The sequence below is a fragment of the Streptomyces sp. NPDC051041 genome (assembly GCF_044456065.1).
Taxonomy (GTDB): Bacteria; Actinomycetota; Actinomycetes; order Streptomycetales; family Streptomycetaceae; genus Streptomyces; species Streptomyces glaucus.
This window is the reverse complement of sequence record NZ_JBITFM010000006.1, coordinates 132,566-148,946: the sequence shown is the minus strand read 5'-3', so window position 1 is coordinate 148,946 and position 16,381 is coordinate 132,566. Positions and strand designations below refer to the sequence as shown.

The 16,381-nt window shown below is 73.7% G+C and carries 15 protein-coding genes, 1 tRNA gene and 1 pseudogene; 9 read left to right on the top strand and 8 right to left on the bottom strand.

Translation table 11 applies throughout. The features are described 5' to 3' along the window. The first annotated feature begins 203 nt into the window (after positions 1-203). Positions 204-1,895, top strand: a complete 1,692-nt coding sequence (gene paaN / locus ACIBAI_RS13090) for a phenylacetic acid degradation protein PaaN (RefSeq protein WP_399033655.1) — start codon at positions 204-206, stop codon at positions 1,893-1,895. Here paaN and ACIBAI_RS13085 read toward each other — a convergent pair. From ACIBAI_RS13085 to ACIBAI_RS13075, 3 genes are read right to left on the bottom strand one after another with little or no spacing between them, the layout of a single operon-like run. After that, positions 1,892-2,647 (bottom strand): TrmH family RNA methyltransferase, encoded by a 756-nt coding sequence (locus ACIBAI_RS13085; protein WP_399033654.1) that lies wholly within the window; start codon positions 2,645-2,647, stop codon positions 1,892-1,894. The two genes, paaN and ACIBAI_RS13085, sit on opposite strands and share 4 nt — an antisense overlap. Continuing rightward, positions 2,644-3,855, bottom strand: coding sequence for an HTTM domain-containing protein (locus ACIBAI_RS13080; protein WP_399033651.1), 1,212 nt, complete (start codon positions 3,853-3,855; stop codon positions 2,644-2,646). Before ACIBAI_RS13080 ends, ACIBAI_RS13085 begins: the two co-directional genes overlap by 4 nt. Beyond that, complete coding sequence (locus ACIBAI_RS13075; RefSeq protein ID WP_399033649.1) at positions 3,852-4,643, bottom strand: DUF5819 family protein; 792 nt, start codon at positions 4,641-4,643, stop codon at positions 3,852-3,854. The genes ACIBAI_RS13080 and ACIBAI_RS13075 overlap by 4 nt, the downstream gene beginning before the upstream one ends. A 324-nt stretch (positions 4,644-4,967) precedes the next feature. On the opposite strand from ACIBAI_RS13075, the gene paaA reads away from it, so the two are divergent. The 5 genes from paaA to ACIBAI_RS13050 are packed head-to-tail and all read left to right on the top strand — an operon-like array spanning position 4,968 to position 8,626. Next, positions 4,968-5,996 carry a 1,2-phenylacetyl-CoA epoxidase subunit PaaA gene (gene paaA / locus ACIBAI_RS13070; protein WP_399033647.1) on the top strand — a complete coding sequence of 343 codons (1,029 nt, stop codon included), beginning with the start codon at positions 4,968-4,970 and terminating at the stop codon, positions 5,994-5,996. Continuing rightward, positions 5,993-6,280 carry a 1,2-phenylacetyl-CoA epoxidase subunit PaaB gene (gene paaB, locus ACIBAI_RS13065; RefSeq protein ID WP_344600550.1) on the top strand — a complete coding sequence of 96 codons (288 nt, stop codon included), beginning with the start codon at positions 5,993-5,995 and terminating at the stop codon, positions 6,278-6,280. The genes paaA and paaB overlap by 4 nt, the downstream gene beginning before the upstream one ends. Continuing rightward, a complete protein-coding gene (paaC, locus tag ACIBAI_RS13060; RefSeq protein ID WP_399033644.1) occupies positions 6,277-7,008 on the top strand; it encodes a 1,2-phenylacetyl-CoA epoxidase subunit PaaC in 732 nt (243 codons plus the stop codon). Before paaB ends, paaC begins: the two co-directional genes overlap by 4 nt. Further along, entirely contained in the window at positions 7,005-7,568 is a 564-nt protein-coding gene (paaD, locus tag ACIBAI_RS13055; protein ID WP_399033969.1) for a 1,2-phenylacetyl-CoA epoxidase subunit PaaD, read from the top strand. Before paaC ends, paaD begins: the two co-directional genes overlap by 4 nt. Then, positions 7,568-8,626, top strand: a complete 1,059-nt coding sequence (locus ACIBAI_RS13050) for a 2Fe-2S iron-sulfur cluster-binding protein (protein WP_399033642.1) — start codon at positions 7,568-7,570, stop codon at positions 8,624-8,626. The genes paaD and ACIBAI_RS13050 overlap by 1 nt, the downstream gene beginning before the upstream one ends. A gap of 349 nt (positions 8,627-8,975) precedes the next feature. On the opposite strand, the gene ACIBAI_RS13045 is transcribed toward ACIBAI_RS13050, so the two are convergent. From ACIBAI_RS13045 to ACIBAI_RS13030, 4 genes are all read right to left on the bottom strand, one after another. Continuing rightward, the gene (locus ACIBAI_RS13045) at positions 8,976-9,305 is read right to left on the bottom strand and encodes a rhodanese-like domain-containing protein (protein ID WP_399033967.1); all 330 of its coding nucleotides are present in this window, start codon (positions 9,303-9,305) and stop codon (positions 8,976-8,978) included. 180 nt (positions 9,306-9,485) lie between these two features. Continuing rightward, positions 9,486-10,331, bottom strand: coding sequence for a hypothetical protein (locus ACIBAI_RS13040; RefSeq protein WP_399033641.1), 846 nt, complete (start codon positions 10,329-10,331; stop codon positions 9,486-9,488). A 217-nt stretch (positions 10,332-10,548) separates the two neighbouring features. Continuing rightward, the gene (locus ACIBAI_RS13035; protein ID WP_399033639.1) at positions 10,549-11,982 is read right to left on the bottom strand and encodes a DUF2252 domain-containing protein; all 1,434 of its coding nucleotides are present in this window, start codon (positions 11,980-11,982) and stop codon (positions 10,549-10,551) included. A 276-nt stretch (positions 11,983-12,258) separates the two neighbouring features. Next, positions 12,259-12,621: a winged helix-turn-helix transcriptional regulator gene (locus ACIBAI_RS13030; RefSeq protein ID WP_399033637.1), complete on the bottom strand. Its 363-nt coding sequence runs from the start codon at positions 12,619-12,621 to the stop codon at positions 12,259-12,261. Positions 12,622-12,857: 236 nt separating this feature from the next. Between ACIBAI_RS13030 and ACIBAI_RS13025 the strand changes: the two genes are divergently transcribed. Both ACIBAI_RS13025 and ACIBAI_RS13020 read left to right on the top strand, forming a co-directional pair. Further along, positions 12,858-13,511 (top strand): FMN-dependent NADH-azoreductase, encoded by a 654-nt coding sequence (locus ACIBAI_RS13025; protein WP_399033635.1) that lies wholly within the window; start codon positions 12,858-12,860, stop codon positions 13,509-13,511. A gap of 299 nt (positions 13,512-13,810) precedes the next feature. Then, positions 13,811-14,342: pseudogene (locus ACIBAI_RS13020) on the top strand (NUDIX domain-containing protein). Positions 14,343-14,784: 442 nt separating this feature from the next. Here the strand turns inward: ACIBAI_RS13020 and ACIBAI_RS13015 are convergent. Beyond that, positions 14,785-14,871: transfer RNA gene (locus ACIBAI_RS13015), tRNA-Leu, on the bottom strand. 673 nt (positions 14,872-15,544) lie between these two features. Here ACIBAI_RS13015 and ACIBAI_RS13010 point away from each other — a divergent pair. After that, entirely contained in the window at positions 15,545-16,378 is an 834-nt protein-coding gene (locus ACIBAI_RS13010) for an FhaA domain-containing protein (protein WP_399033633.1), read from the top strand. Positions 16,379-16,381: the final 3 nt, after the last annotated feature.

Below are 16,381 nucleotides of genomic sequence, written 5' to 3'. Positions count from 1 at the left end.
TCCTCCCGCACGAGGTTGTCCACAGATGCGGCGGACCCCCTTGTCCCGACCGATCGTTCGGTTACTCTAACTCTGTCCGCCCGTCCGTCGCCCGCCACTTCCCGGAACGAGGCGCCCCGCGCCCCGCCCTCCGGCCATCCGCCCAGGTTTCCGCCAGGCCACGAGCTCGACGAGGAGCTCTTGAGACGAGGAGTTGGTCACCCATGACCGCCGCACTCACGGCGCACGAGCTGATCGCCCGGCACCGGCCCACCCTCGACCAGGCGCTGGAAGCGATCCGCACGCGCGCGTACTGGTCCCCGCACCCCGAGCACCCCAAGGCCTACGGCGAGCACGGCAGCCTGGACGCGGCGGCGGGCAAGGCCGCCTTCGAGGCCCTCCTGGGCACCCGCCTCGACCTCGGCCAGCCCGGCACGGACGACTGGGTGGGCGGCGAGGTCTCCCCGTACGGCGTCGAGCTGGGGGTGACCTACCCGCACGCGGACGTCGACGTGCTGCTGCCCGCCATGAGGGCCGGCCAGAGGGCGTGGCGGGACGCGGGCCCGGAGACGCGCGCGCTGGTCTGCCTGGAGATCCTCAAGCGGATCAGCGACCGCACGCACCAGTTCGCGCACGCGGTGATGCACACCTCCGGCCAGGCGTTCATGATGGCGTTCCAGGCGGGCGGCCCGCACGCCCAGGACCGCGGCCTGGAGGCGGTGGCCTACGCGTACGCGGAGCAGGTCCGCACGCCCGGCGCCGCCGAGTGGACCAAACCCCAGGGCAAGCGCGATCCGCTCGCGCTGACCAAGACGTTCACGCCGGTCCCGCGCGGCATCGGCCTGGTGATCGGCTGCAACACCTTCCCCACGTGGAACGGCTACCCGGGCCTGTTCGCCTCCCTCGCCACCGGCAACGCGGTGCTGGTCAAGCCCCACCCGCGCGCGGTGCTGCCGCTCGCGCTCACGGTGCGCGTCGCCCGCGAGGCGCTCGCCGAGACGGGCTTCGACCCGAACCTGGTGGCGCTGGCCGCCGAGCGCCCCGGCGAGGGCATCGCCAAAGCCCTCGCCACGCGCCCGGAGATCCGGATCATCGACTACACGGGCTCGACGTCCTTCGGCGACTGGCTGGAGGCCAACGCCCGCCAGGCGCAGGTCTACACGGAGAAGGCCGGCGTCAACACGGTGATCGTGGAGTCGACCGGCGACTACCGCGGCATGCTCGCCAACCTGGCGTTCTCCCTGTCGCTGTACAGCGGCCAGATGTGCACCACGCCGCAGAACCTGCTGATCCCCAGGGACGGCGTCTCCACCGACGAGGGCCCGAAGTCCTACGACGAGGTGGTCGCCGACCTGGCCCGCGCGGTGGAGGGCCTGCTCGGTGACGACGCACGCGCGAACGCCCTGCTGGGCGCCATCGTCAACCCGGACGTCAAGGCCCGTCTGGAGGCCGCGGCGAGCCTCGGCGAGGTCGCCCTGGCCTCACGGGAGGTGACCAACCCGGAGTTCCCGGACGCGGTCGTCCGCACGCCCGTGATCGTGAAGCTGGACGGCGCCAAGCCGGACGACGAGGCCGTCTGCATGAGCGAGTGCTTCGGGCCGGTCTCCTTCGCCGTGGCGGTCGACTCCGCCGCGCACGCGGTGGAGCTGCTGCGGCGCGGCATCCGGGAGAAGGGCGCGATGACGGTCGGCGCCTACACCACCGACGCCGGGGTCGAGCAGGCGGTCGAGGAGGTCTGCCTGGAGGAGGCCGCCCAGCTGTCCCTCAACCTCACCGGCGGGGTGTACGTCAACCAGACGGCCGCCTTCTCCGACTTCCACGGCTCGGGCGGCAACCCGGCCGCCAACGCCGCCCTGTGCGACGGCGCGTTCGTGGCGAACCGGTTCCGGGTGGTGGAGGTGCGCCGGGAGGCCTAACGCGGGTGCGGTGCGCCCCCGGTGGCGCTCCAGTGGTACAGCGTCATGGCCACGCTGGTCGCGAGGTTGTAGCTGGAGACCTGGGGGCGCATCGGCAGCGCCACCAGATGATCGGCACGCGCGCGCAGCGCCCGGGACAGCCCGCTGCGCTCCGAACCGAAGGCGAGCAGCGCCTCGTCCGGCAGCTTCAGCCCCCGGATGTCCTCGCCCTCCGGGTCGAGGGCGAACACCGGGCCCGGCGGCAGCTCGTCCACGTCCAGCCGCTCCACGGCGGTCGCGAAGTGCAGCCCCGCCCCGCCGCGCACGACCGTGGGGTGCCACGGGTCGAGCGTGCCGGTGGTGACCACGCCGGTCGCCCCGAAACCGGCGGCCAGCCGGATCACGGCGCCCGCGTTGCCCAGGTTGCGCGGGTTGTCGAGGACCACCACGGGCGCGGTGCGGGGCAGGCGCGCCAGCCTGCCGAGGTGGGCCGCGCGCGGGGGGCGCACCGCCAGGGCGGCGACCGCGGTGGGGTGCGGGCGCGGCACCAGGCTCCGGTACGTCGCCGTCGGGACCTCGGCCAGGAGCGCGTCCAACGCGTCCCGCACGTCCGGGGCCAGTTCGTCGGCGAGGGCGAGGGCGGCCCGGCGGTCGTCGGTGACCGCCACCGGCACCTCGGCGCCGAAACGCACCGCGTGCTTGAGGGCGTGGAAGCCGTCGAGCAGCACGGAGGCGTCGGCGAGCCGGCGCCAGAGACGTACGGGATCGGTCATGACGTGAAGCCTACGTGCGGATGCCCGGCGTCCTTCGGGGTGTGCTGCCGGGGCGCCGCTGCCCGGCCCCGGCCCGGGAGCGGCCCTCCCCTCGCGCGTGCCGCCCAGCCGCCCAGGCGGCGCAGGAACGGCGTCGGCAGGAAGACCGCGTCGGCCGCGATCATCGCCAGCGAGAAGAACGGCAGCCCGAGCACCACGGCGATCGCCGCGTGCTCGATGATCATGACGGCCAGCAGGACGTTCTTCACCCGCCGGTTGAACAGGGTGAACGGGAAGGCGACCTGCACGACGACCGTGCCGTACGTCACGAGCATCACCACCGTGCCGCTGGCGGACAGCAGGCCGGCGAGCGCGGGCCAGGGCGAGAAGGAGTCGAGGTGCAGGGGGTAGTAGACGGCGGTGCCGTCCTGCCAGCGCGAGCCCTGGACCTTGTACCAGCCGGCGGTCGCGTAGATCAGGCAGGTCTCGGCCATGATCACCAGCAGTGCGCCGTTGTGCACGATGTTGGCCACGACGTCGAGCAGGAGCCGCGGCTCGGCGCTCCCGGCGCGGCGCCCGGCCAGCCACCACAGGCCCTGCCCGAGCCACACCGTCCACAGCAGCGCCGGCACGAACCGGTCGCCGTCCATCCGGCCCGCCAGGGTCACCGCGACCAGCGCGACGCCGAGCACGCACCACAGGACGGGCCCGGTCCGGTCGACGACCCGCTCGCCGCGCGCGCGTGCCCGAGCCGCCCGCCGCCCCCGGCGGGCGTCCAGCGACCACACCTGGCCGCAGCGCGTGAAGACCAGGTAGACGCACATCAGGTGCAGGACGTTGTCTCCGCCGTCCCCCACGAAGACGCTGCGGTTCTGCAGCGAGAGCACGCCCACCATGAAGAGCACCGACAGGGTGCGGGTGCGCCAGCCCAGCAACAGCAGCGCGGCGGCCAGCGCGGCCAGCGCGTAGACGGCCTCGAACCAGAGCCGGCCGCCGGACCACATCAGGGCGGTGAAGGCGCCGTTCGCCGCGATCAGCTGCTCGGCGAGCTCCCGGCTCCAGGGACCGTCGGGTCCGTACAGCTCCCGGCGGTGGGGGAACTCGCGCAGCAGGAACAGCAGCCAGGTCGCGCTGAAGCCGATGCGGATCACCGCGGTCTGGTACGGGCCGAGGGCGGCCTCGGTGACCCGGGCGATGCCGCGTGAGACTGCCAGGGCGAAGCGGTTCACCCGGCACCCCCCTCGGCCTCGCCCGCCGGCACCGGCCACCAGGACAGCGTCCGGTACACCGGCCGGTCCGGGACCTTCTCCCGGCTCCATGCGGGCGGCGGCACGGGAGTGGTGCGCGAGCGGACCTGGACGCGGTCGACGACGCCGCCCGGCCCGGCCGCGGCCACGCGGTCCAGGCGCAGCACCACGAGGCGGCGCAGATACGTCTCGGCCAGGGCGCCGCGCAGGCCCACCGGGCGGTTGTCGCCGTCGTGCGTGGCGACGAAGACGTCCCAGGCGCGGCGCAGCTGGTTCTGCTGGGTGTGGCTCGGCAGCGGATTGCCGTCGACGGCCCGCCCGTCCTGGGCGGACAGGTCGTACCAGCCCGTCGTGCGCACCCCGCCGTCCGCCGTCCGCACCTCGGCGCGGACCTGTACGGCGATGTTCTGCTGCAGCGGGTTCGGCGCGAAGAGCTTCCAGTTCTGCTCGAACTCCGGGTAGATCCAGTCGTCGATCGCCGCGCCGTGCCGCTTGCTGACCGTGTTCGGCGGAGCGACGTGCAGGAACGTCATGCCGAGATGCACACAGACCACGCCCGCGACGACCGCGAGCGCCAGCGCGGCGACCATCCGGCAGCGCAGGGAGAGCGCGGCGACGCCGGTGCGGGGCCCGGGGAGCGGGGCGGGGACGGGGAGCGTGGGATCGTGCGGCGCCCTGGGCGCGGGGGGCCGGGCGTCCCCGGGCCGGACGGGGCCGCCCGGCGCGTCCGGCCCGTGCCGGGCGTTCGAGCCCGTGTCGTACGCGTCCATTCCGCCCCGTTCCCGATCCCGGTCCGCCGTCTCGCCCGCCCACCCGTCCGCGGGGCCCCGTGCCGCCCGCGCACCGCTGCGCGGCACTCGAACGGGAACGGTACTCAGGACCGCCCGCCCGGGCACAGCCCCGGGCGGACCCGCCCCGCGTGGCCGTCGCCACACCGCCGTCGCGGACCGTCGCGGCGCGCCGCCGTCCGGGCGGCCCCGCGGACCGTCCACAGCGGTTGACACCTCCCGGCCCCCGGCTCACCATGGAGTCACATCAACCGAACGATCGGTCGGGAGGATGTTCCCGGCAGAGCCCAGGGCGAGGGGGACCGCATGGCGACAGCAGCCGCGCAGCAGACGGCCGGGGCCGGCACCACGGCGTACGGCACCCCGGACGGCACCGACGAAACCGCCGCGTACCAGCGCGCCTTCGACGCCGCCGTGGCCGCCGACGAGCGCATCGAGCCGCGCGACTGGATGCCCGACGCCTACCGCGCGACGCTCGTCCGGCAGATCGCCCAGCACGCGCACTCCGAGATCATCGGCATGCAGCCGGAGGCCAACTGGATCACCCGCGCGCCCTCCCTGCGCCGCAAGGCCATCCTGATGGCGAAGGTCCAGGACGAGGCGGGGCACGGTCTGTACCTGTACGGCGCCGCCGAAACCCTGGGCGTCAGCCGCGACGAGCTGCTCGACAAGCTCCACTCGGGCCGCCAGAAGTATTCCTCGATCTTCAATTACCCCACCCTGACCTGGGCGGACGTCGGCGCGATCGGCTGGCTGGTGGACGGCGCCGCGATCACCAACCAGGTCCCCCTGTGCCGCTGCTCGTACGGCCCGTACGCCCGCGCGATGGTCCGCATCTGCAAGGAGGAGTCCTTCCACCAGCGCCAGGGGTACGAGCTGCTGCTCGCCCTCAGCCGCGGCACGCCCGAACAGCACGCCATGGCGCAGGACGCGGTGAACCGCTGGTGGTGGCCGTCCCTGATGATGTTCGGCCCGCCCGACGACGCCTCACAGCACTCGGCCCAGTCGATGGCCTGGAAGATCAAGCGGCACTCGAACGACGAGCTGCGCCAGCGCTTCGTCGACATCTGCGTCCCGCAGGCCGAGTCCCTCGGCCTCACCCTCCCCGACCCGGACCTGAAGTGGAACGAGGAGCGCGGGCACTACGACTTCGGCCCGATCGACTGGACGGAGTTCCGGGAGGTCCTCAAGGGCAACGGCCCCTGCAACGAACAGCGGCTGACCCAGCGCAGGCGGGCCCACGAGGAGGGCGCCTGGGTCAGGGAGGCGGCCGCGGCGTACGCGGCGAAACACACCGGCGGGAACTCCGGCGAGCGCGAGGAGGCGCGGGCATGAGCACCACCGACTGGCCCCTGTGGGAGGTCTTCGTACGGTCACGCCGCGGCCTGTCCCACACCCACGCCGGCAGCCTGCACGCGCCGGACGCGGAGCTGGCCCTGCGCAACGCCCGCGACCTGTACACCCGGCGCGGCGAAGGCGTGTCGATCTGGGTCGTCCCGTCGTCGGCGATCACGGCGTCCTCGCCGGACGAGAAGGACCCGTTCTTCGAACCGGCCGCCGACAAGCCGTACCGGCACCCGACGTTCTACGAGATCCCGGAAGGGGTGCGCCACCTGTGACGGCACCGGAGACGACCACCGTCCCCACGGCGGCGGCCCTGGCCCTCGGCGACGACGCCCTGGTGCTCTCCCACCGCCTCGCGGAGTGGGCGGGTCACGCTCCCGCCCTGGAGGAGGAGGTCGCCCTCACCAACATCGCCCTCGACCTGCTCGGCCAGGCCCGGGTGCTGCTGTCCATGGCCGGCGACGAGGACGAGCTGGCGTATCTGCGCGAGGAGCGCGCCTTCCGCAACCTCCAGCTCGTCGAGCAGCCGAACGGCGACTTCGCCCACACCATCGCCCGCCAGCTGTACTTCTCGGCCTACCAGCAGCTGCTGTACGCCGAACTGGCCGCCGGGGACGGCCCCTTCGCACCCCTGGCCGCGAAGGCCGTCAAGGAGGTCGCCTACCACCGCGACCACGCCGAGCAGTGGACCCTGCGCCTCGGCGACGGCACGGACGTCAGCCATGAGCGGATGCACCGCGCGTGCGCGGCGCTGTGGCGGTACACCGGCGAGATGTTCCAGCCGGTGGAGGGCCTCGACGCCGACTGGGCGGGGATGGAGGCGGCCTGGCTGGAGACGGTCGGGGACGTGCTGCGCCGGGCCACGCTGACGGTGCCCGAGGGACCGCGCTCGGGAGCGTGGTCGGCCGGGGCGGGCCGGCAGGGCCTGCACACCGAGCCCTTCGGGCGGATGCTCGCCGAGATGCAGCATCTGCACCGCAGCCACCCGGGGGCGTCATGGTGACGGCCGCGACACCGCTGGAGGCGGAACTCCTCCAGCTCGCCGGGTCGGTGCCCGACCCGGAACTGCCCGTGCTGACCCTGCGCGAACTGGGTGTGCTGCGCGCGGTGCACGTCCACGGCACGGACACGGCCGAGGTGGAGCTGACCCCGACCTACACCGGCTGTCCGGCGATCGAGGCGATGTCCCTCGACATAGAGCGGGTACTGCGCCGGCACGGCATGCGGCGGGTCACGGTCCGCACGGTGCTCACACCCGCCTGGTCGACGGACGACATCACCGACGAGGGGCGGCGCAAGCTGCGAGAGCACGGCATAGCCCCGCCGCGCGCCCGGCGGGCGGCCGGCCCGGTCCCCGTGGCACTGGGCCCGCCCCGCACGCTCCCGGCGGCCGCGCGGAAGCCCGGTCCCGCCGGGGCTCCCGTGGCCACCGGCCCGGTCCGCTGCCCGCACTGCGGCTCCTCCGACACCGAGCTGCTCAGCCGCTTCTCGTCCACCGCCTGCAAGGCACTGCGGCGCTGCCTGTCGTGCCGTGAGCCGTTCGACCACTTCAAGGAGTTGTGATGGCCCGCTTCCACCGGCTCCGGGTGGCCGCGGTCGACCGGCTCACCGACGACTCCGTGGCCCTCACCCTCGCCGTGCCCCCGCACCTGCGCGAGGAGTACCGGCACGCTCCGGGCCAGCACCTCGCCCTGCGCCGCACGGCCGACGGGCGGGAGATACGGCGCACCTACTCGATCTGCTCCCCCGCACCGGGCAACGAGGGACCCCGGGAACTGCGGGTGGGCGTGCGGCTGGTCGAGGGCGGGGCCTTCTCCACGTACGCCCTGAAGGAGATCGGCGCCGGTGACGAACTGGAGGTGATGACCCCGGCCGGCCGCTTCACGCTGGAGCCCGCGCCCGGCCTGTACGCCGCGATCCTCGGCGGCAGCGGCATCACCCCGGTGCTGTCGATCGTCTCGACCCTGCTGGCGCGCGAGCCCGGGGCCCGGTTCTGCCTGATACGCAGCGACCGTACGTCCGCCTCGACGATGTTCCTGGAAGAGGTCGCCGACCTGAAGGACCGCTACCCGGAGCGGCTGCAGCTGGTCACCGTCCTCTCCCGCGAGGAGCAGCAGGCGGGGCTGCCGTCCGGCCGGCTGGACCGGGAGCGGCTGACCGGGCTGCTTCCGTCGCTGCTGCCGGTGGAGCGGGTGGACGGATGGTTCCTGTGCGGGCCGTTCGGGCTGGTCCAGGAGGCCGAGCGGGCGCTGCGCGGACTCGGTGTGCCGCGCACCCGCATCCACGAGGAGATCTTCCACGTGGACGCCGGCACGGCCTCCGCTTCCCCGCCCCCGGCTCCCGCCCACAGCACGGTGACCGCCCGCCTCGACGGCCGCGGCGGGACCTGGCCGGTGCGGGAGGGCGAGTCCCTCCTGGCGACGGTGCTGCGCAACCGGCCCGACGCGCCCTACGCCTGCAAGGGCGGGGTGTGCGGCACGTGCCGGGCCTTCCTGGTCTCGGGCGAGGTACGGATGGACCGCAACTTCGCGCTGGAACCGGAGGAGACGGAGGCCGGATACGTGCTCGCCTGCCAGTCGCATCCGGTGACGGAGAAGGTGGAGCTGGACTTCGACAGGTGAGGACCGCGCCGCACCGGCACGCCGGACGTCCCGGACACCTGGGCCCCTCCCGCACCTCCGGATCCCTCTCCAGACGCCCGGGCATCCTTCCGGGCGTCTGGAAGCCCTTTGCGGAGACGCCGTTCCCGCTGTGGGCGCGCGCCGTCCCCGGAGGGCCCGCCGCCCGCCCGGTCCCGGTTGCCGGAGGGCGCGCTGTCACCCGAGCACGGCCGTAAGCACACGAGGAGCTCTTGGGCGACCTGGTGGCGGCACTCCCTCCGCGTGCCTCCCGGCCCGGACGTCGGAACACGCCCACCGGGCCGACCGCAGGGAACGGACCCGCCGGGGCGCCCGGCGGGGAGCGGCCGTCCTAGAGGACGTATCCCGGTTCGCCCTTGTCGTTCACGACGGGGCGGCCCTTTGCCGCCCACACCTGCATGCCGCCGTCGACGTTCACCGCGTCGATGCCCTGCTGGAGCAGGTACATCGTGACCTGCGCCGACCGGCCGCCGGAGCGGCAGATCACATGGACCCGGCCGTCCTGCGGGGCCGCCTCGGCCAGCTCCCCGTACCGGGCCACGAACTCGCTGATGGGGATGTGCAGCGCTCCTTCGGCGTGACCCGCCTGCCACTCGTCGTCCTCACGGACGTCCAGCAGGAAGTCGCCGTCCTTGAGGTCCGCGACCTCGACCGTGGGCACACCAGCTCCGAAACTCATGCCTTCGACGCTACCCGACCTGCCCGGCGCACCGCCCGCCCCACCACCACGGGCCGGCACCGGCACCACCCGCGGCGTTCAGGACCCACCCGGCGCCCCGGGGCCGGTTCGTCCCGAGCGCACCGGAGGCCGTCCCGGCGGCAGCGCCGGCGATCACCGCGCTCACACCTGTCCCAGCACCGCCGCCAGCTCGGACTCCCGCTCCGTGATCTGGGCCTTCAGCTGTTCGGCGATCTCGTCCAGCAGGCCGTCGGGGTCGTCCGGAGCCAGCCGGAGCATCGCGCCGATCGCGCTCTCCTCCAGCTCCTTCGCCATCAGCGTCAGCAGCTCCTTGCGCTGGACGAGCCATTCGAGGCGGGCGTAGAGTTCCTCGCCGCGGCTCGGGCTCCGCCTCAGCTGCGGTCCGGCGGCCCACTCCTCGGCCAGCTCCCGCAGCTCCTTCTCGTCTCCGCGTGCGTAGGCGGCGTTGACCCGGGTGATGAACTCCTCGCGCCGCTTGCGCTCGCCCTCCTCCTGCGCCAGATCCGGGTGGGCCTTGCGGGCCAGCTCGCGGTAGAGCTTGCGGGCCTCCTCGCTGGGCCGCACCCGCTGCGGAGGCCGCACCGCCTGGTCCGTGAGCATCGCCGTGGCCTCGGGGAACAGACCGCTGCCGTCCATCCAGCCGTGCAGCAGTTCCTCGACACCGGGGATCGGCATCAGCCGGGCCCGCGCCTCGTCCGCCCGGCGCCGGTCCTCGGGGTCACCGGTGCGGGCGGCCCTGGCCTCCAGGATCTGGGCGTCCAGCTCCTCCAGCCGCGCGTACATCGGGCCGAGTCTCTGTTCGTGCAACCGGGAGAAGTTCTCGACCTCCACGCGGAAGGTCTCCACCGCGATCTCGTACTCGATGAGTGCCCGCTCGGCGGTCCGAACGGCCTGCTCCAGCCGTTCCTCGGGCCGTGCGCCGCTCTGGGGCGTCACCCGCTCCTCACCGGCGCCGCCACCACCCTGCTCAGCTTCCGGGGTCGTCACCCGACCAGCGTAGGCCACGGAACCGCCGTGCCCGGCTCGCACCGGGGCCGGGAGGTCCGGTGCGGATTCCTTCAGGGCCGGCCGTGCGGCCGCCGCCGCCCGGGCGGGACCGCCACTCGGTGCGGAGAGGCGTGCCCCGCGTCCCGGGCCGTCGAGGCGCCGGTGGGGGGCGCGACCGCCCGCGGCCCCGCGCACTCACGCACGCGGTCGCCTTCCCTCAGACACCCGGCTCCGCCGCGATCCGACCGGCCCGCACCGCCGTCACCAGGTCGGCGTGGTCGGCCTCGGTGCGGTCGGCGTAGGCGACGGCGAAGGCGGCCACGGCCTCGTCCAGCTCCTCGCTCTTGCCGCAGTACCCGGCGATCAGGCGTGGGTCGGCGCTGTGGGAGTGGGCGCGGGCCAGGAGGGCGCCGGTCATGCGGGCGTAGTCGTCCATCTGGTCGGTGGTCAGCGCCGTGGGGTCGACGCTGCCCTTGCGGTTGCGGAACTGCCGGACCTGGAAGGGCCGTCCCTCGACCGTCGTCCAGCCCAGCAGGATGTCGCTGACGACCTGCATGCGCTTCTGGCCGAGGACCACCCGTCGGCCCTCGTGCTCGGCGGACGGCGTCTCGAAGCCGGCCGTCACCAGATGCGGCACCAGCGCCGACGGACGGGCCTCCTTCACCTGGAGCACGAGTGCTTCGCCGCGGTGGTCCAGGAGCAGCACGACATACGACCGGGTGCCGACGCTGCCGGTGCCGACGACGCGGAACGCGACGTCGTGCACCGCGTGCCGGGCCAGCAGGGGGAGCCGGTCCTCCGGGAGCGTCGTCAGGTACTGCTCCAGGGAGGCCGCGACCGCCGCCGCCTCCGCGTCCGGAACGCGTCGCAGCACCGGCGGGGCGTCGACGAAGCGGCGTCCGCCGTCCTCGGTGGGCTCGGTCGATCGGGCCGCGAAGCGCCCGCTGGTGTTGGCCCGGGCCTTCTCGGAGACCCGTTCCAGGGTGCCGAGCAGGTCGTGCGCGTCGGTGTGGGAGACGAGTTCCTCGTCGGCGATGGCGTTCCACGCGTCCAGCACCGGCAGTCTGGCGAGCAGCCGCATGGTGCGGCGGTAGGCGCCCACCGCGTCGTGGGCCGCCCGGCGGCAGGCGTCCTCGTCCGCGCCCGCCTCACGGCCCGCGAGCACCAGCGAGGCCGCGAGGCGCTTGAGGTCCCATTCCCAGGGGCCGCGGACCGTCTCGTCGAAGTCGTTCAGATCGATGATGAGGCCGCCGCGCGCGTCGCCGTACAGGCCGAAGTTGGCCGCGTGGGCGTCGCCGCAGATCTGGGCGCCGATCCGGGTCGTGGGCGTGCGCGCCAGGTCGTACGCCATGAGTCCCGCCGTTCCGCGCAGGAAGGCGAAGGGGGTGGCCGCCATCCGGCCGATCCTCATGGGGACGAGCTCCGGAATCCGGCCGCGGTTCGACTCCTCGACGGCGCGCACCGCGTCGGGGCGGGCCGCGTCCGGGTCCAGCGCGGCGTGCGCCCGGCGCGGCACCCGCTTCCGGAGTGCCTTGCCCTCCTCCTTGGAGGACCCCGCGGCGGGCCATTCGGCGAAGCCCGGAACCCGCGGCAGCCGACGCTCCCACGCCGACGGCGCCCGAGTCGTCGCCTCCGAACCGCTTCTGGTCATACCGACCGCCTCCCCCGCACCCGCACGAACATCAACTCGTGCAGACCGTACAGCCGACGGCCGGAACGCGTCAGACCCTGTGGACAACCCCACAGATGTGGAAACCGGCCGGCTCCGGCACCCGGGGAGACCACCCGGAGCCGGACGATCGGAACTCAGCCCCCCGGCGCTCGAGCCGTCGGCGTCACCGCGGCAACCATCCGCCCGACCGGGTCCAGCCGCCTCACCCGCCCCGCTCGGTGTCCGGAGCCCCGAGCCGTCCCGTCCGCGGACGCCTCAGCACCCGGGCCCGAGCGCCCCCTCGGGCAAGTGCTTCTCCGCCCACACCGCCAGCTCCCTGAGCGCCGGCTTCAGCGCGGCCCCCGCCTCCGTCAGCCGGTAGGAGACCCGCAGCGGCGGCCCTTCGGCCACCTCGCGCACGACGAGGCCCGCCGCGGCCAGTTCGGTGAGCCGGTCGGAGAGCATGCGCTCGCTGATGCCGGGGATCGCCCTGCGCAGGTCCACGAAGTACGCGGGTCCGCCGGTCAGGACGGACACGATCGGGCCGGTCCAGCGCTTGCCGAGCAGTTGGAAGACGCGGGTGATGCCGCCGTCCACCCGCTTGCACCCCGCCGCGTCGTGACTCCGCTCGACCGTCATGCCCTCAGGGTACTGCCCCACCACAGATGGCTGAAAAAAAGTAAGCGACTGTGTTATCAATAGTTCTGTACGAATCATCAGCCCACGTCACCGAGGCGTCGCGGCCCGGCTCGCCCTGCTCGGACCGCCCCGCCCGGCCCGGCCGACGGCTGTTCGGCTCACGGCGCCCGGACCGCGCCACTCGGCCCGCGGTTCACGGACCCGCCACCCACCTCACCGTTCACCTGGAGAACCGCATGGCCACGCTCCTGCACATCGACTCGTCCGTGTTTCCCGCCGACGTCTCCGCGTCCCGGGCCGTGACGGACGCCTTCCGCCGCACCTGGGAGGAGCAGCACCCGGAGGGCACGGTGATCTACCGGGACCTCGCCGCGGACCCGGTCCCGCACATCACCGCCGACGCCCACAGCGCCGGCTTCGCCGATCCGGCCACGCACACGTCCGGGCAGGCCGCCGCCTTCGCCGAGCGCGTGCGTCTGATCGAGGAGCTGGAGCGGGCGGACGCGGTGCTGATCGGCGCCCCGATGTACAACTTCTCGATCCCGTCGACCCTCAAGGCGTGGCTGGACAACGTGATCCTCCTCGGCCGCACCGCCGCGACCGGGGAGTCGAAGGTCAAGGGCACGCCGGTCACCGTCGTCGCCAGCCGGGGCGGTTCCTACGCGCCCGGCACCCCGCGCGAACCCTACGAATACGTGCAGAACTACCTGACGGCGGTTTTCGCCGACGCGCTCGGCGCCGACCTCGACTTCATCGTCCCGGAGCTCACCATGGCCCCGCACAACCCGGAGATGGCCCAGCTGATCCCGCTCTTCGAGGCGTCCCGCGAACGCGCCCTCCAGGACGCCGCCGCCAAGGCCAAGAAGCTGGCCCAGCGCTTCGCCGCGTAGGTCCGCCGACGCGTCCAGGAGGAAGCCGACGCGTCCAGAGGAAAGGGACCGGCGAAGCGCCCTCACCCCCGCACAAGGCACGCCCGCACAGGACAGGAGTCCCCGACGAGCCCCGACGGGACTCCGCCGAGACTCCGTCGAGCGCCGCCCCGCCCCGCCGGCAGCGGCAGGGCGGGGCGGAAGGCGCTCACCGCGTCGCGCCGACGGCCGGGTCCGGCACGCCGGACGCCTCCCTGCTGGGACGATCGCCGGACGAGGACCACCGGACGCACCCGTCCCCGGACGAGAGCAGGCACGACATGCGATGGACCGTCCACGGCGAGCACACGCTGTACGACACCCCCCTGGGTGCGGGTGCGCTCCTTGGACGCCGAGCAGCCGGACGGCACCCGGGCGGACTACCACGTGGTGCGGCTGCGGGACGTCGCCGTCGCAGCGGCCGTGGACGACCGGCGGCGCGTCCTGATGATGTGGCGGCACCGCTTCGTCACCGACACCTGGGCCTGGGAGCTGCCCATGGGCCTGGTCGAGGACGGCGAGACCCCGGTGGCCGCCGCCGCCCGGGAACTGGAGGAGGAGACCGGGTGGCGCCCGGACGGGATGCGGGAGTTGATCTACGCGCAGCCCGCGGCGGGGATCACCGATTCCCAGCACTTCGTGTTCCGCGCGGACGGCGCGCGGCGCGTCGCCGAGCCCGTGGAACGCAACGAGTCCGACCGGCTCGAGTGGATCGCGCTGAGCGACATCCGCGGCATGGTCGCCCGGAGGGAGATCGTCAGCAGCGCCACGCTCGTCGGCGTGATGGCGCTCCTGCTGGACCAGGAGGCGTAAGCCACGCACCCGCGCGTCCGGCTTCCGGGATCCTCGCCGGCGGCTCCGGGTGCGGCGGCCCGGACCTGCCCGGCGGCCTGTTGCGGGGCGGGCACGGACCGGCGGGCACCGCGCCGGGGCCGGGCGGGACGGGTACTCCTCCCGCCGGGCACCGGCGGGGACGCCGGCGCCGGAGCCCTCTGCTCCCGGGCGGCCGGACCCGCGGGCCGCTCACCGCGCCCTGAGAGCTTCGTCACAGAGCGCGCGCCGGAAACGGCCCGGCCGGGGACCCGCGGCACCGCGCGGATCGCCGGCGCCCCGCCGGTTCCCCGGTCCGCTCGACGGCCCGTTTCCGCAACCCCGGAGACAAGCATCACACCGGTGGAAACAGGAACGGGCGGCATCGTAATCATGATGCCGCCCGTTCCTTCGGTGCGTCAGGAGCACTTTCACCGGTGCTCCCTGGTGCGCGAGGGGGGAGTTGAACCCCCACGCCCTTGCGGGCACTGGAACCTGAATCCAGCGCGTCTGCCTATTCCGCCACCCGCGCATTGGGTGTGTCCTCCGGCTCCGGCCCTTTCGGGCTGGCGCCTTCCGACACCGAGAACATTAGCACGCTGATCGGGGTGGGTTCACATCCCTTGTCGCCGGGCAGGCTCCGGACCGGATCCCCCTTCCGACCACACCCCGGACGACACCCCCATGCAGGCGCCGAACAGCCGCCCACCAGCACCGCCGCCCCGGACGGCTCCCGGCCCCGCCGGGAGGGCACCCGGCCCGCCCGGCGTCCCGAGGCACGCGTCACGGGGGACGAGCCGCGCCCCCGAGGAAGAAGAGGGCCGGATGCGCGCCGGAGGGGCAACCAACCCGCGCCCCGGCGGCAACCGGTTCACGTATCAACCTCGTACCGGTCCCCCCGTCCGGCCAGGAGCCGGTCGGGGTCCACAGCCGGGTGCGGGACACTGGTCTACGGCCGCCTCTACGATCCATGGCAGAAGTGCGCACGGCAGTACGCGCGCGTACTGCCGGTGGAGTTCGAAGGGCGACTCCGCAGGGAACCTCGGCAGGCGTCGGCACCCGTCGACACCGGTCGACCGGGCCGACAGGGGGAACCACCCGATTCACCGGCGCGTGGATACGATCAGTAAGCAGTACCAGGTAGGCAGTACGCGAAGCGGTACTGCGGGCAGTACACAGGACGGCAGCGACGGAGGAGGTGCCCCATGGGAGTCCTGAAGAAATTCGAGCAGCGTCTCGAAGGTCTGGTCAACGGCACCTTCGCCAAGGTGTTCAAGTCCGAGGTGCAGCCCGTGGAGATCGCTGGAGCGCTCCAGCGCGAGTGCGACAACAACGCGACCATCTGGAACCGCGACCGCACCGTCGTGCCCAACGACTTCATCGTGGAGCTGAGCGCCCCGGACTTCGAGCGGCTCAGCCCCTACTCCGGCCAGCTCGGCGACGAGCTCGCCGGCATGGTGCGCGACTACGCCAAGCAGCAGCGCTACACCTTCATGGGCCCCATCAAGGTCCACCTGGAGAAGGCGGACGACCTCGACACCGGCCTGTACCGGGTGCGCAGCCGTACGCTCGCCTCCTCCAGCAGCCAGCAGGCCGCCGCGCCCGCCGCCCCGGCCGGCGGCCCCGGCGGCTACGGCTACCCGCCCGCGGCTCCCTCGGGCGCCCCGCCGATGCCCGCCGCGCCGCCGCCCGGCGGCTACGGCTACCCGCCGCCCGTGAGCGCCCAGCGGCCCGGCGCCGCGCCCGCGCCGGGCGGACGCACCCGCTACTGGATCGAGATCAACGGCACCCGCCACCAGATCTCCCGCCCGACGCTGGTGCTGGGCCGCAGCACCGACGCCGACGTGCGGATCGACGACCCCGGCGTGTCCCGCCGGCACTGCGAGATCCGGACCGGAACGCCCTCGACGATCCAGGATCTCGGCTCCACCAACGGCATCGTGGTGGACGGGCAGCACACCACCCGCGCTACGCTCCGCGACGGCTCGCGGATCGTCGTGGGCAGTACCACCGTTATCTACAGGCAAGCCGAAGGGTGATCC